Annotated in this window: 12 protein-coding genes; 2 read left to right on the top strand and 10 right to left on the bottom strand. The window is 72.6% G+C overall.

Annotated elements, in window-relative coordinates; all coding sequences use genetic code 11:
* Window positions 1-255: 255 nt before the first annotated feature.
* The 10 genes from DEJ11_RS03865 to DEJ11_RS03820 form a co-directional block, all read right to left on the bottom strand.
* A complete protein-coding gene (locus tag DEJ11_RS03865) occupies window positions 256-1,035 on the bottom strand; it encodes a putative protein N(5)-glutamine methyltransferase (RefSeq protein WP_349775175.1) in 780 nt (259 codons plus the stop codon).
* 74 nt (window positions 1,036-1,109) lie between these two features.
* Window positions 1,110-2,087 carry a ribose-phosphate diphosphokinase gene (locus tag DEJ11_RS03860; RefSeq protein WP_027464468.1) on the bottom strand — a complete coding sequence of 326 codons (978 nt, stop codon included), beginning with the start codon at window positions 2,085-2,087 and terminating at the stop codon, window positions 1,110-1,112.
* Between the two features lie 61 nt (window positions 2,088-2,148).
* The gene (gene glmU, locus DEJ11_RS03855; RefSeq protein ID WP_111104218.1) at window positions 2,149-3,576 is read right to left on the bottom strand and encodes a bifunctional UDP-N-acetylglucosamine diphosphorylase/glucosamine-1-phosphate N-acetyltransferase GlmU; all 1,428 of its coding nucleotides are present in this window, start codon (window positions 3,574-3,576) and stop codon (window positions 2,149-2,151) included.
* Window positions 3,577-3,726: 150 nt separating this feature from the next.
* A complete protein-coding gene (locus DEJ11_RS03850; RefSeq protein ID WP_111101087.1) occupies window positions 3,727-5,109 on the bottom strand; it encodes an MFS transporter in 1,383 nt (460 codons plus the stop codon).
* A gap of 515 nt (window positions 5,110-5,624) precedes the next feature.
* Window positions 5,625-6,656: an NAD(P)-dependent alcohol dehydrogenase gene (locus DEJ11_RS03845; RefSeq protein ID WP_111088870.1), complete on the bottom strand. Its 1,032-nt coding sequence runs from the start codon at window positions 6,654-6,656 to the stop codon at window positions 5,625-5,627.
* Window positions 6,653-7,915 carry an ROK family transcriptional regulator gene (locus DEJ11_RS03840; RefSeq protein ID WP_111104216.1) on the bottom strand — a complete coding sequence of 421 codons (1,263 nt, stop codon included), beginning with the start codon at window positions 7,913-7,915 and terminating at the stop codon, window positions 6,653-6,655. Before DEJ11_RS03840 ends, DEJ11_RS03845 begins: the two co-directional genes overlap by 4 nt.
* Window positions 7,916-7,954: 39 nt before the next feature.
* Window positions 7,955-9,004: a sugar phosphate isomerase/epimerase family protein gene (locus tag DEJ11_RS03835; RefSeq protein WP_111104209.1), complete on the bottom strand. Its 1,050-nt coding sequence runs from the start codon at window positions 9,002-9,004 to the stop codon at window positions 7,955-7,957.
* Window positions 9,005-9,038: 34 nt separating this feature from the next.
* Window positions 9,039-10,151, bottom strand: coding sequence for a Gfo/Idh/MocA family protein (locus tag DEJ11_RS03830; protein ID WP_111104207.1), 1,113 nt, complete (start codon window positions 10,149-10,151; stop codon window positions 9,039-9,041).
* Window positions 10,136-10,843, bottom strand: a complete 708-nt coding sequence (locus DEJ11_RS03825; protein WP_111104206.1) for a ThuA domain-containing protein — start codon at window positions 10,841-10,843, stop codon at window positions 10,136-10,138. The genes DEJ11_RS03830 and DEJ11_RS03825 overlap by 16 nt, the downstream gene beginning before the upstream one ends.
* On the bottom strand, window positions 10,840-12,036 hold the full coding sequence (locus DEJ11_RS03820) for a Gfo/Idh/MocA family protein (RefSeq protein ID WP_258375481.1): 1,197 nt from the start codon (window positions 12,034-12,036) through the stop codon (window positions 10,840-10,842). Before DEJ11_RS03820 ends, DEJ11_RS03825 begins: the two co-directional genes overlap by 4 nt.
* 97 nt (window positions 12,037-12,133) lie before the next feature.
* Here DEJ11_RS03820 and xylA point away from each other — a divergent pair, with 97 nt between their 5' ends.
* Together xylA and xylB are read left to right on the top strand one after the other, a co-directional pair.
* Entirely contained in the window at window positions 12,134-13,327 is a 1,194-nt protein-coding gene (xylA, locus tag DEJ11_RS03815; RefSeq protein ID WP_111033642.1) for a xylose isomerase, read from the top strand.
* A 61-nt stretch (window positions 13,328-13,388) separates the two neighbouring features.
* Window positions 13,389-14,852: a xylulokinase gene (gene xylB, locus DEJ11_RS03810; protein WP_111104204.1), complete on the top strand. Its 1,464-nt coding sequence runs from the start codon at window positions 13,389-13,391 to the stop codon at window positions 14,850-14,852.
* Window positions 14,853-14,904 lie beyond the last annotated feature (52 nt).

Here is a 14,904-nt window from a genome sequence, read left to right as displayed (position 1 = left end):
AACCTGAGCGGCATGTCGTGACCACTCGACGCCGGCGCGCTCCGCTCACCCGACGGCCTGGAGGCCCGGTGACACCCCGCCCCGCCCCTCGCCGTGGTCGCGCGACACGCCACGTGCGTCACGCCGGGGGTGCAGAAAGCGTCGGTTCGCGAACGCTCAGGCGACACTTCGTGCCACCTCGACGAACCTGAGCGGCATGTCGTGACCACTCGGCACCACGGCCAGGCAGACCAGGGTCAGGCGGGCAGACCGGGGTCAGGCGGGCAGGGTCGCGACGACGCAGGTGCCGTCGACCTCGGCGTCCCGCTCGACCACGGCGGAGAAGCCGGCGGCCGTGAACGCAGCGGCGGACGCCTCGGCCTGGTCCTCGGACACCTCGATGACCACGGCACCACCGGGGCGGAGCCACTCCCCCGCACCCGCAGCGATCCGGCGGTGCAGGTCGAGGCCGTCCGCACCTCCGTCGAGGGCGACGCGGTGTTCGTGCTCGCGGGCCTCGGCTGGCATGAGTTCGATCGAGGCCGTCGGCACGTAGGGGGCGTTCACCGCGATGACCGCCACGGCCCCGCGGAACCGATCGGGCAGCGGCGCGAACAGGTCACCGGCGACGACGATGCCGCGGTCGCCGATGTTCTCGGCTGCGACGTCGACGGCGTCGGGGTCGATGTCAGTGGCGACGAGGTCGAGCGCGCCGACCCGACCGAACAGGGCCACCGAGATCGCGCCGGCGCCGCAGCACAGGTCGACCACGCGGTCGTAGCGCTGCAGCCGACGCGCAGCCTGCTCGACGACGACGGTGGTGCGGGCTCGCGGCACGAAGACGCCGGGCGTCACACGGATACGGTGCCCGTCGAAGGCGGCCCAGCCGAGCACGTACTCGAGCGGCTCACCGGCCAGCCGACGCTGCACGAGGCTCCGGAGTCGCACCGGCTCACCGTCACCGGCCTCGAGCAACAGGTCGGCTTCGTCCTCGGCGAAGACGCTCCCCGCGGCCCGGAGCCGGGCCGCGAGGGCGTCACGCGCGGGATGGGTCACCACGGGCAACGGGACACGTCACGTCGCGGAGATGGTCCTGCGCCGTCGGCTGTGCCCATGGTTCGACGGCTCCGCTACGCTGCGCCGTCGAACATCGACGTCACGGAACCGTCGTCGAAGACCTCGTGGATGGCACGGGCGATGAGCGGGGCGATCGGCAGGACCTCGAGGCGGTCCCAGCGCTTGTCCATCGGCAGGGGCAGGGTGTCCGTCACGACCACGCGGTCGATGAACTCGCTCTGCAGCAGCTCGGTGGCCGGGTCGGAGAACACGGCGTGGGTCGCGGCGACGACGACACCCGTGGCGCCGGCGTTCTTGAGCGCCTCGGCAGCCTTGGCGATCGTGCGGCCGGTGTCGATGAGGTCGTCGACGAGCAGGCACACGCGGCCGCTGACGTCTCCGACGATCTCGTGCACCGAGACCTGGTTCGGCACGAGCGGGTCGCGGCGCTTGTGGATGATGGCGAGCGGGGCGCCGAGCTTCTCGGACCAGATGTCGGCGACACGGACGCGGCCCATGTCGGGCGACACGACGGTGAGCGTCTTCGGGTCGAGGATCTGGCGGAAGCGCTCGAGCAGCACCGGCATGGCGAACAGGTGGTCGACGGGGCCGTCGAAGAAGCCCTGGATCTGCGCGGCGTGCAGGTCGACGCTCATGATGCGGTGCGCGCCGGCGGCCTTGAACAGGTCGGCGACGAGGCGAGCCGAGATCGGCTCGCGGCCGCGGCCCTTCTTGTCCTGACGGGCGTACGGGTAGAACGGCGCCACGACCGTGATGCGCTTCGCCGAGGCACGCTTCAGTGCGTCGACCATGATGAGCTGCTCCATGAGCCACTCGTTGATCGGCGCGGTGTGCGACTGGATGACGAAGGCGTCGCAGCCACGGACCGACTCGTCGAAGCGGGCGTAGAGCTCACCGTTCGCGAAGGTCCGGGCATCGGTCGGCACGAGGTCGACCCCGAGCTCCTCCGCGATCTCGGCAGAGAGCGCCGGGTGTGCTCGCCCCGAGACGAGGACGAGTCGTTTCTGGCCGGTTGTCTTGATTCCGGACAAGTGCGGTGCTCACTCCCTGACCCACGAGGGGTCGATGTCGGCGACGGGTGGTCGCCGGGATCTATTCGCCGTTCGCGAGCCGAGCAGCCTCGGCCGCCGGTGTGCCGGGTCGGTGTTCCTCGACCCATCCGTCGGTGTTGCGCTGTGGGGCGTAGCTGATCGCGAGCGATCCTGCCGGAACGTCCTTGCGGACGGTCGTCCCGGCGCCGGTGTACGCACCGTCACCAATCCTAACGGGGGCGACGAACACGTTGTGCGAGCCTGTACGGACGTTCGAGCCGACCTCGGTGCGGTGCTTGTGCACACCGTCGTAGTTCGCGGTGATGGTGTTCGCGCCGATGTTCGAGTCCTCGCCCACCTCGGCGTCGCCGATGTAGGACAGGTGCGGGACCTTGCTGCCCCGGCCGATCCGGGCGTTCTTCGTCTCGACGAAGGTACCGATCTTGCCGTCGTCACCGAGGATCGTGCCCGGCCGCAGGTAGGCGAACGGGCCCACCGAGGCACCGTCCCCGATCACGGCGAGGGTGGCGTCGACGCGGTTCACGGTGGCGCGCGCGCCGACTTCGGTGTCGCGCAGTGTGGTGTCCGGCCCGACGACGGCGCCGGCGGCGATCGCGGTGGCGCCGATGAGCTGGGTGCCCGGCAGGACCTCGGTGTCGGGCTCGATCGTGACGTCGAGGTCGATCCAGGTGGACGCGGGGTCCTGCACGGTGACGCCGGCGAGCTGGTGGCGGCGGACGATACGGGCGTTGAGTTCCCGCGCGGCGTCGGAGAGCTGGGCACGGTCGTTGATGCCGGCGACGAGCCACGGGTCGGTCAGGGTGACCACGTCGATGCGCCCGCCGCGCTCGCTGATCAGCGCGGGAGCGTCGGTGATGTACTTCTCGCCCTGGGCGTTCGCCGTGGTGAGCGACGGCAGGGCCGCCCGGAGGCGTGCCACGTCGAACGCGTAGATGCCCGCGTTCGCCTCGGTGATGGTCAGCTGCTCGGCCGTCGCGTCCTTGTGCTCGACGACGCTGACGAAGGCACCGGAGGCATCGCGCACGATCCGTCCGAGGCCGGTCGGGTCCGGGGCGATGGCACTCACGAAGGTCGCGCCGTTGCCGCCGCCGACGTGGGCGTCGACGAGGAGCCGGAGCGATGCGGCGTCGAGCAGCGGGACGTCGCCGGACAGCACCACGACGGCGCCGTCGAAGTCGGCGGGCAGTGCTTCGACCGCGACCTCGACCGCACGGCCGGTGCCGGGGACGTCGTCCTGGTCGACGACGATCGCGTCGGGGGCGCGCTCGACGACCTCGGCCGCGACGAGGTCACGCTCGTGCCGCACGACGACGGCGACGTGCTCGGGGCTGAGCGACGACGCCGTGCGCAGGACGTGCCCGATGAGCGGCAGTCCGGCGAGCCGGTGCAGCACCTTGGGCGTGGACGACTTCATGCGCGTGCCCTGCCCGGCGGCGAGGACGACGACGGCGATGCGCTGGTCGGTCATGCACCCATCCTGGCGCACCGCAGCCCGGGCCGCCCGACGCGACCACGGCCCTGTGCGGAACCGTGCGCACAACCGCAGCCTGTGGACGGACGGGAACCGCGCCTCCAGGCCGCCTGACGGGGAGCTCTGGCAGACCCCGCACGCCGAGGATCAGGCCCGCGCGCCCTGCGGTTCCCGCTTGACGAACGCCATCAGCACCAGCCCGGCGACGAGCACGACGACCACGCCGAGGATCCCGAACCGGGTCGACCCACCGACGGTCACCGCGACGCCGAACAGCGCCGGCGCGAGGAACGACGCGGCCCGGCCGGTGGTGGCGTAGAGGCCGAAGAGCTCGCCCTCGCGGCCGGGGGTCGTCAGCCGCGCCAGGTACGCGCGGGACGACGACTGCACCGGGCCGACGAACACGGCGAGGGTCAGCCCGAGCACCCAGAACCACTGCGTCTCGTTGCCGGCGGCGAAGACCCCGACCCCGCACACGGCGAGACCGACGAGCGAGACCATGATGAGCGCACGCGACCCGAACCGGTCGTCGAGGCGTCCGGAGACGAACGTCGCGATGCCGGCCACGACGTTCGCGGCGATGGCGAACAGGATGACCTGCGACGGCGTGAACCCGAACACCTGCGCGGCGACGATCCCGCCGAACGTGAAGACGGCCCCGACGCCGTCGCGGAACACCGCGCTGGCGAGCAGGAACGCGAGGACGTTGCGGCGCTCGCGCCACAGCCGCGCGATGTCCCGGCCGAGGTCCGCGTAGGCACTGAACACGCCGCCGCCGCGGGTGCGGTCGGGCACCGCCTCGGGCACGGTGAGGAACAGCGGGATCGAGCTGACGGCCAGCCAGACGGCGGCGATGCCGATCGCGACGCGGACGTCCCACTGCCCGGTGGCGACGGTGGCCGGCAACTGCAGGAGCCCGCCGACGACCCCGTCACCCCGGAAGTCCTGGATGCAGAGCACGAGCAGCAGGACGAGCAGCACGATCCCGCCGAAGTACCCGGCCGCCCAGCCGATGGCGGAGACGCGGCCGGTGCGTTCCCCGGAGGCGACCTGCCCGATCATGGCGTTGTAGCCGACGCTCGCGATCTCGTAGGCGACGGTCCCGATGCCGAGCAGGGCCGCTCCGAGCAGCAGGTACGGCTGGCTCGGCGCGACGAAGACCATGCCCCCGATCGACAGCGCGACGCCGATCGTGGCGATGAGGACCGACCGACGGCGGTGTCCGGACGAGTCCGCGAGCCGCCCCATGGCCGGCGCCACCAGGGCCACGACGATGCCCGCGATGGTCAGTGCGGTGGACACGACGGCCGCGTTGTGCGCGAGCTCGCGTTCAACGATCGCCTTGCCGGCCGCGGATGTGTCGCCGACGAGCGCCGGGTCCACGAACGCCCGGCTGGCCAGGTACGTGCTGAACACGAAGGTGGTGACGACCGCGTTGAACGCGGCGGAACCCCAGTCCCAGAGCGCCCAGGAGACGAGCGCGCGCCGGTCGGTGCGCTGCGGCACGACGGCGGCCGGTGAAGCGGTCATGCGCGAACCGTAGCGCGTCCCGGTGACGCGGCGGTGGCCCCGTTCCGGGTCACGTGCCGGACGGGAGGCACGGGGCGGCCCTGGCCCCGCGCCTCCAGTCCGCACCGTGCGTGCGTCGTCACCCGGTGCGAGCTTCCACGCACCGTGCCCGGCTGCAACGCCGCACCAGGCGGCCGACACCGCACCGTCCGACAGGCCGTGCACCGTGCCGGACGGGAGGACCGGGGCGGCCTGGCCCCGCGCCTCCCGTCCGCACCGTGCGTGCGTCGCCACCCCGTGCGAGCTTCCACGCACCGTGCCCGGCTGCAACGCCGCACCAGGCGGCCGACACCGCACCGTCCGACAAGCCGTGCACCGTGCCGGACGGGAGGCGCGGGGCGGCCCGGCCCCATGCCTCCAGTCCGCACCGTGCGTGCGTCCTCACCCGGTGCGAGCTTCCACGCACCGTGCCCGGCTGCAACGCCGCACCAGGCGCGCAACGCGGCCCGGGCCGGCGAAGCCCGCACCGTGCTCGCTCAGGCGGGGACGCCGCCGGGGTAGACGACGGACTTGAGCGACTCCGGGTCGGTGTCGCTCTCGAGGGCCTCGCGGACGTCGTCCAGCCCGAAGCGACCGGTGACGAGCGAGTCGAGGTCGACCTGCCCGGACGCGACCAGCTCGATGGCGACCGGCCACGTGTTCGTGTACCGGAAGATCCCGGTGACCGTGACCTCGAGGTTCTGGATGTGCTCGACGGGCAGTGTCATCTCGGAGTTGCCGAGCCCGACCAGCACCGCTGCACCCGCCGGACCGACCGCCTTGATGCCGTCCGACACCGCTCGGGGTGCGCCGCTGGCGTCGATGAACGCGTCGACGGGGACGATGTCGGACGCGACGGACACGGCGGTGGGGTCGACGACCTCGGTGGCGCCGTACTCCAGGGCCCGCGCACGACGCTCCGGCACCAGGTCGCTGACGACGATGCGCGACGCACCGAAGGCCTTCGCGACCTGGGCGCAGATGATGCCGATGGGACCCGCGCCGGCGATGAGCACCGACGAACCGGGGACGATGCCGGCCTTGCGGACGGCGGCGATGCCGACGGACAGGGGCTCGAGGAGCGCGCCGGCCTCGAACGAGACGGCGTCGGGCAGGACGTGCGCGAACTCGGCCTCGATGGTGACGAACTCGGTGAAGGCCCCGTCGACCGGCGGCGTCGCGTAGAAGCGCATGTGCGGGCAGAGGTTGTAGCGGCCGGCCAGGCACTGCGCGCAGCGGTGGCAGGGGCGCTGCGGCTCGATGGCCACGCGCTCCCCCACGCGGGACGGGTCGACGCCCTCGCCGACGGCCTCGATCGTGCCGGACAGCTCGTGCCCGAGGACGAGGGGCTCCTCGACGACGAAGTCGCCGATGCGGCCGTGGCGGTAGTAGTGCACGTCGGAGCCGCAGACACCCACGGCGGCGACCCGGACGAGCACGTCGCCGGGGTCGACGGCGGGGACGGGGCGGTCCTCGACGGTGAGGTCCTGGGTGCCGAGCAGGACGCTGGTGCGCTGGGTGGAGGTCATGCGGTTCTCGCTTCCTCGGTCGCGTCGTCGCGGCCGGACGTGAGGGTGGTGGAGGGGGCGGCTGCGGGCGCCGAGGACATGGTCGCCGGTGCCGGTGCCGCCGGCATCGTGGCGTCGCGCAGAAGCTCCGCGAAGCCGATCTCGGCGGCGCCACGGACCAGGACGTCGCGGCCGAGTGCCGCCGGGACGATCCGGAGCCGATCGGTCATGGCGGCCATCGTCTGCGCCCGGACGTCGGTCTCGACCCGGTCGCCGACGTGCCCGAGCAGTGCACCGAGGAACCCGCCGAGCACCACGACCTCGGGGTCGACGGTGTGGATGGCGTTCCGCAGTGCGGTCGCGAGTGCGGTGACCTGTCGGTCGACGACCCGCTCGACCTCGGGGCGGCCCTCGGCGAGCGCCGCGGCGAGCGCGTCGAGGTCGTCCGGCGGGCTCCCGGTGACGGCGGTGAGGGCGGAGCGTGAGGCCTCGGTCTCCAGGCAGCCGACCGCACCGCAGTGGCAGCGGATCCCGTTCGCCGCGACGAAGGTGTGCCCGAGTTCCCCCGCGTACCCGTCGGCGCCGCTGAAGGGTCGACCGGCACTGACGATCCCGCCACCGATGCCGCTCGCGCCACCGTTCAGGTAGACGAGGTCGTCGACGCCGCGGGCGCTCCCGTACAGCCGTTCCGCCCAGGCACCGAGGTTGGCGTCGTTCGCGGCCCGGACCGGCAGCCCCAGGCGTTCCGCGAGCGGTGCGGCGAGGGGTTCGTCACGCCAGCCGAGGTGCGGGGCGTCGCGCACGGTGCCGTCCTCGACCCGCACGATGCCGGGCACGGCGACGCCGACCCCGACGATCCGGGCCGCCGGTCCGGTGCGGGCGAGCAGTGCTGCGAGGACCCGGGCGACGGCGTCGATCGCCTGCGCCGCGGTCGGCACGGTGGTCTGCGGCTCGACCAGCCGGTCGCGGACGGTGCCGTCGAGGCCGACGAGGGCGACCCCGACGGCGTCGATCTCGACCGTGACCGCGGCGGCGAGGACGTCGGCGGACGCCCGGACGACCCCGCTCGGCCGTCCGACACCGGCACCGGGGGTCCCCGCGGCGGGGGTCTCCTCGTGCACGAGCCCGGCGTCGACGAGTTCCCCGACGAGCGCGAGGATCGTCGAGCGGTTCAGGCCGGTGCGCCGGGTGAGCTCGGCGCGGGTGACGGGGCCGTCCTCGTGGACGAGCCGGAGGACGCGCGCGGCGTTGCCCGGCGTCGCCGTGGGCTGCCGTGCCATGGGTCCTCCTCGGTGGTGGGTGCGGTCGTGGTCGGCCGGTCAGCGCGACTGCGAGAACGCGGCGTCGAACGAAGCGTCCGGCGGCGCGATGGTACCGAGCTGCCGGACGAACGCCAGCGCCTCGGGCCCGCCGACGAGCCGGTCCATGCCGGCGTCCTCCCACTCGACGCTGGTCGGTCCGGTGTACCCGATGTGGTTCAGCACGCGGAACACCCGCTCCCACGGCACGTCCCCGTGGCCGGCGGTGACGAAGTCCCACCCGCGCCGGGGGTCGCCCCACGGCAGGTGCGAGGACAGCCGACCGTTGCGCCCGTCGAGCTGCTTCACCGACTCCTTGCAGTGCACGTGGTACACCCGGTCGGCGAAGTCGAGCAGGAACGCCGCGGGGTCGAGGTCCTGCCAGACGAAGTGCGACGGGTCGAAGTTGAACCCGAACGCCGGCCGGTCGCGGAACACCTCGAGGGTCCGCGCAGCGGTCCAGTAGTCGTAGGCGATCTCGGACGGGTGGACCTCGAGTGCGAACCGGACCCCGACCTCCTCGAAGACGTCGAGGATCGGTGACCAGCGGTCGTGGAAGTCCTGGTACCCGGCGTCGATCATCCCCGGGGGCACGGGCGGGAACCCGGCGACGGTCTTCCAGATCGACGAGCCGGAGAAGCCGGTGACGGTGTCCACGCCGAGCGCCGCGGCGGCACGGGCGGTCCACTGCAGCTCCTCGGCCGCACGCTGCCGCACGCCCTCGGGGTCGCCGTCGCCCCACACGTGCGGCGGGACGATGTCCTCGTGCCGCTGGTCGATGGGGTCGTCGCACACGGCCTGGCCGACCAGGTGGTTGGCGATCGTCCAGACCTGCAGCCCGTTGCGTTCCAGGATCGCCTTGCGCTCGGCGACGTACGAGGGATCCGTCGCGGCGCGCCGGACGTCCAGGTGGTCACCCCAGCAGGCGATCTCCAGCCCGTCGTAGCCCCACTCGCCGGCGAGCCGGGCGACCTCCTCGAAGGGCAGGTCGGCCCACTGTCCGGTGAACAGGGTGACCGGCCTGGAGGCCCGGGTCGTCTCCGTCGTGTCGATCGCGTCCGTCGTCGTCATCGTCGTCGTCCTTCTTCGCGGTGGTCGGGTTCCGTCACCAGGATCCGGGTGCGGACCCGGCGGGGACGGTGGCGGGTCGCTCGACGCGCGAGTGCACGTCGACGACCGAGTGGTCTCGGGCGGCGGCGGAGACCGCCTCCATGACCTCGAGCACGTGGAACGCGAGGTCACCGGAGGCTCGGTGCGGCCGGTCCGTCGCGATCGCGTGGGCCATGTCGGCGAGGCCGTAGCCGCGGCCGGCGTCGGCGTACCCGGCGGCGACCGGCAGGTCGCGCCACGAGCGGTCGTCGGCGGTGGCGATCGACACGGTGTCCGAGAACCGGTTCGGGTCCGGGACGGACAGGGTGCCGGCGGTGCCGCACACCTCGAACAGCGGGGCGCGCGTGGCCCAGACCTCGAACGAGACGGTCACGGTGGAGACCACGCCGCCCTCGTGCTCGAGGATCGCGACGACGTGGGTGTCGATGTCGACCGGGATCGACGTGCCGGCGTTCGGTCCGGTCGCGATCGTCCGTTCGCGGGTGGAGCGTGTCGCACTGCCGCTGACCCGGACGACCGGCCCGAAGAACGTGACGAGGCTGGTCAGGTAGTACGGCCCCATGTCGAGGAGCGGTCCGCCGCCCGGCTGGTAGTAGAACGCCGGCGCGGGGTGCCAGAGCTCGTGCCCGGGGGCGCTCCAGGCGACGGCGGCACCGACCGGGGTGCCGATCGCGCCGTCGTCGAGGGCGGCCCGTGCGGTCTGGATGCCGGTGCCGAGGACGGTGTCCGGGGCGCTGCCGACGCGCAGGCCGGCGGCTCGGGCGGCCTCGAGCACCGGTGCGGCCTCGGCGGTGGACATCGCGAGCGGCTTCTCGCCGTAGACGTGCTTGCCGGCGGCGAGGGCCCGGGTGGCGATGTCGGCGTGCGCGGCCGGGATCGTCAGGTTGAGCACCACGTCGACGTCGTCGGCGGCGAGCAGGTCTTCGACGGTGGTGCCGCGAACACCCTGTGCCGCACCGACCTGCTGGGCACGGGCGACGTCGAGGTCGGCGACCGCCACGAGCGACAGCCCGGGCAGCGCCGGGAAGTGCTCGAAGTACTGCTGGCTGATGACCCCGACGCCGACGACACCGACGCGGAGCACCCCTTCGTTCACCGTGCTGCCCACAGGAGTCCCCGTTCGATGATGGTGCGGAGTGGCTGCGACTCGACGACCTCGAGGCGGTGCCCTGGTGCGGAGACGAACACGCGGCCCTCGCCCCACTGCCGTGTCCAGATCGCCGGTGCGGTGACCGGTCGGTTCCAGGCGTCGAAGTCGCGCGCGTCCTGGGTGGTGGTCGCGAGGACGTCGTTGTACTCGTCGGACAGCACCCAGTACTGCTCGGTGACGAGGTCGAAGTCCTCGATGCCCTGCGTGATCGGGTGTTCGTGCCCGAGGTCGGTGAGGTGCACCGTGTAGGGGATGTAGTTGTCCGACTGCTCCCCGACCCGTTCGTCGGGGTGCTTGCCCGCGTGGTGCGCGAACTGCCCGCCGATCATGTGCAGGTAGTCGGCGGTGTTCCGGAACGCGTCCGCGATGCCGCCGTGCCAGCCGGCCAGTCCGGCGCCGCCCAGGACCGCGCGCTGCAGCCCGGCGAACTCGTCGTCGGCGATGGTCGACATCGTGACGACCTGCACGATCAGGTCGACCTCGTCCATGACGGCGGCGTCGGCGTAGACGGCCGTCGAGTCCGACACCCGGACCTCGAACCCGTTCTCGCGCAGGAACGGGATGAACAGGTCGGTGGTCTCGACGGGCTGGTGGCCGTCCCACCCGCCGCGGACGACGAGCGCCTGGCGGCTCTGCTCGGCGGCGCTCACGAGGTCGCCGTCCAGGTGCTGCCGGCGGCGGCGCTGCGTTCGACCGCGTCGAGGACCCGCTGTACGTGCAGGCCGTCGGCGAACGAGGGCGACGGGTCGGTGCCGGCGACGATCGCGTCGACGAAGTCCTTCACCTGGTGACTGAAGGTGTGCTCGTACCCGATGAGGTGCCCGGTCGGCCACCACGCGGCCATGTAGTCGTGCTCGGGCTCGGTGACGAGGATGCGGCGGAACCCCTGCTCCCCCGCCGGGGCGTTCGACTCGTACAGCCGGAGCTCGTTCATCGCCTCGAGGTCGAACTGGATCGCGCCCTCGGAACCGCTGATGTCGAGCGTCAGACCGTTCTTCCGCCCGGTCGCGTAGCGCGTGGCCTCGAACGTGCCGATCGCACCGTCGGCCGCGCCGCCGTCGAGCCGCGCCGTGAAGAACGCGGCGTCGTCGACGGTGACCTGCCCGCGCTCGCTCGACGCGGTGCCGGAGAGCCCGACCCCCTCGGCCATCAGCGGACGCTCGGTCACGAACGTCTCGAGGGTGCCGGACACGGTGGCGAGCGACGCGCCGGTGACGTGCTCGACCAGGTCGATCGCGTGCGCGCCGATGTCCCCGAGCGCCCCCGAGCCGGCGAGCGACTTGTCGAGGCGCCAGGTCATCGGGCCGTCGGCGTCGGCGAGCCAGTCCTGCAGGTAGAGCGCACGGACCTGACGCACGGTGCCGATCCGGCCGTCCTGCACCAGCTGCCGCGCGAACGCGATGGCCGGCACCCGGCGGTAGCTGAACCCGACCATCGCCCGGACACCCTGTGCACGGGCCGCGTCGGCGGCGGCGGTCATCGCCTCGGCCTCGGCGACGGTGTTCGCGAGCGGCTTCTCGCACAGGACGTGCTTGCCGGCCTGGAGCGCGGCGATCGCGATCTCGACGTGCGAGGACCCCGGGGACACGACGTCGACCACGTCGATGTCCGGATCGGCCACGACGGCGCGCCAGTCGGTGGACGCCGCCTGCCAGCCGTACTGCTGCCGAGCGGCCTCGGTGCGTTCGGGATCACGCCCGACGATCACCGCCATCTCCGGCTCGGTGCCGAGGTCGAAGAACCTGGGGGCGGTCCGCCACGCCTGTGAGTGTGCGGCTCCCATGAAGCCGTGCCCCACCATCGCGACCCGCAGTCGTTGCTGCACCGTCGACTCACTTGCCATCCGCTCGCTCCTTTGCGATCACGTGCTTGCCACAGCCAACACTACCGCTTATGTTGGGCGCGGCAACATTTTGTTTCGACGACGAACGGTGACCACCATGGCAACGACGCCCACCCGTGCAGACAAGTTCTCCTTCGGTCTCTGGACCATCGGCTACAACGGCTCCGACCCCTTCGGCGGGCCGACCCGACCCGCCCTCGACGTGGTCGAGGCGGTCGAGAAGCTCGACGAGCTCGGGGCCTACGGCCTGACCTTCCACGACGACGACCTGTTCGCGTTCGGTTCGACCGACGCCGAACGCCAGACCCAGATCGACCGCCTCAAGGGTGCGCTCGAGTCGACCGGGCTCGTCGTGCCGATGGTCACGACGAACCTGTTCTCCGCCCCGGTCTTCAAGGACGGCGGCTTCACCTCGAACGACCGGCAGGTCCGCCGCTTCGCGCTCCGCAAGGTGCTCCGCAACATCGACCTCGCCGCCGAGCTCGGCGCGTCGACGTTCGTGATGTGGGGTGGCCGCGAAGGCTCCGAGTACGACAGCGCCAAGGACGTGCAGGCCGCGCTCGAGCGCTACCGCGAGGCCGTCAACCTGCTCGCCCAGTACGTCACCGACAAGGGCTACGGCATCCGGTTCGCCATCGAGCCGAAGCCGAACGAGCCCCGCGGCGACATCCTCCTGCCGACCCTCGGCCACGCGATCGCCTTCACCGAGACGCTCGAGCGCCCCGAGCTGTTCGGCATCAACCCCGAGGTCGGCCACGAGCAGATGGCGGGCCTGAACTTCACCGCCGGTATCGCCCAGGCGCTCTACCAGGGCAAGCTCTTCCACATCGACCTCAACGGTCAGCGCGGCATCAAGTACGACCAGGACCTGGTGTTCGGTCACGGCGACCTGCAGAACGCGTTCTCGCTCGTCGACCTGCTCGAGCACGGCGCCCCGCAGGGCGGCCCGGCGTACGACGGCCCGCGCCACTTCGACTACAAGCCGAGCCGCACCGAGGACATCACCGGCGTCTGGGACTCCGCGTCGGCCAACATGCGCATGTACCTGCTCCTCAAGGAGCGTGCGCAGGCGTTCCGTGCCGACCCCGAGGTGCAGGCAGCGCTCGAGGCCTCCAAGGTCGGCGAGCTGTCGACGCCGACGCTGAACGACGGCGAGTCGTACGACACGTTCCTCGCCGACCGTTCCGCCTACGAGGACTTCGACGCCGACGCGTACTTCGGCGGCAAGGGCTTCGGCTTCGTCCGCCTGCAGCAGCTCGCGATGGAGCACCTCATGGGCGCGCGGAATTGAACGCGGACGCGCCAGCGGCCGCATTCTGCGCGCCGAGGCGGCCTGCCGCCGAGGAGAACTGATGGCACTCGTCGCGGGGGTCGACTCGTCGACCCAGTCCTGCAAGGTCACCATCCGTGACGCCGCGACCGGTGCGGTCGTCCGCGAGGGACGCGCGTCCCACCCGGACGGCACCGCCGTCGACCCCCGTCACTGGTGGGACGCCCTCGGTGCCGCCGTCGCGGATGCCGGTGGCCTCGACGACGTCGGTGCCGTCGCCATCGCCGGGCAGCAGCACGGCATGGTGGCGCTCGACGCCGACGGCCGCGTGGTCCGCGACGCCCTGCTCTGGAACGACGTCCGCAGTGCGGACGCGGCCGCGCAGATGGTCGACGAGCTCGGCCAGGAGGCATGGGTCGCCCGGACGGGGCTGGTGCCGGTCGCGTCGTTCACCGGTACCAAGCTGCGGTGGCTCCGTGACGCGGAGCCCGAGAACGCGGCCCGCGTCGCGGCCGTGGCGCTCCCCCACGACTGGCTGTCGTGGCGGCTCCGCGGGTACGGACCGGCGGACGAGAGCCCGCTCGGCCCCGACCTCGACGCCCTGGTGACGGATGCGTCCGACGCCAGCGGCACGGCGTACTGGGACCCGGTGCGCCGCGAGTACGACCCGGAGCTGTTCGAGCTCGCGCTCGGGCGGCCGATGCGGCCGGCGTCGATGGGTGACGACGACGCCGTGGTCGTGCCCCGCGTGGTCGCTCCCGACGAGGCGATGGGCACCCTGTCCACCGACGTCGAGCTGCCCGGCGGCGCGGTCGCCCGGTCCGGCCTCGTCGTCGGTGCCGGACTCGGCGACAACGCCGGGGCAGCGCTCGGCCTGGGTCTCGGCCCGGGTGACGTCGCGGTGTCCCTCGGCACGAGCGGCACGGTCTTCGGGGTCAGCGACGCCGAGGTGCGTGACCCGAGCGGGACCGTGGCGGGCTTCGCCGACGGGACCGGGTCGCGCCTCCCGATCGTCACGACGCTCAACGCGGCCCGCGTGCTCGAGGTGATCGGCGGCCTGCTCGGCGTCGACCACGACGCACTCGGCGAGCTGGCGCTGCAGGCGCCGGCCGGGGCCGACGGCCTCGTGCTGGTGCCGTACTTCGTCGGCGAGCGCACGCCCAACCGGCCGGACGCGACCGCATCGTTGCTCGGCATGACGCCGGCGACCACCGACCGGGCGCACCTGGCCCGGGCGGCCGTCGAGGGCATGCTCTGCGCCCTCGCCGACGGACTGGCCGCGGTGCAGGACACCGGGGTGACCGTCGAGCGGTTGCTGCTCATCGGCGGCGCTGCGCGGAACCCGGCGGTCCGCGCCGTCGCCGCGCAGGTGTTCGGCCGTGACGTCCTGGTGCCGGAGCCCGGCGAGTACGTCGCCGCGGGTGCTGCGAAGCAGGCCGCGTGGGCGCTCACCGGTGCCCTGCCGACGTGGGACACCGCGACGACCACCGTGCCGTCCGACCCGCGCCCCGAGGTGCTCGAGCAGTACCGCGCTGCGGCGCGCTGACCGACGCACCGGATCCGACACTCCCCGCCCCCGGCGCCCTCCACCAGGGCGC

The sequence above is a fragment of the Curtobacterium sp. MCLR17_058 genome, from assembly GCF_003234705.2.
Taxonomy (GTDB): Bacteria; Actinomycetota; Actinomycetes; order Actinomycetales; family Microbacteriaceae; genus Curtobacterium; species Curtobacterium flaccumfaciens.
This window is presented reverse-complemented; position numbering and strand designations above follow the sequence as displayed.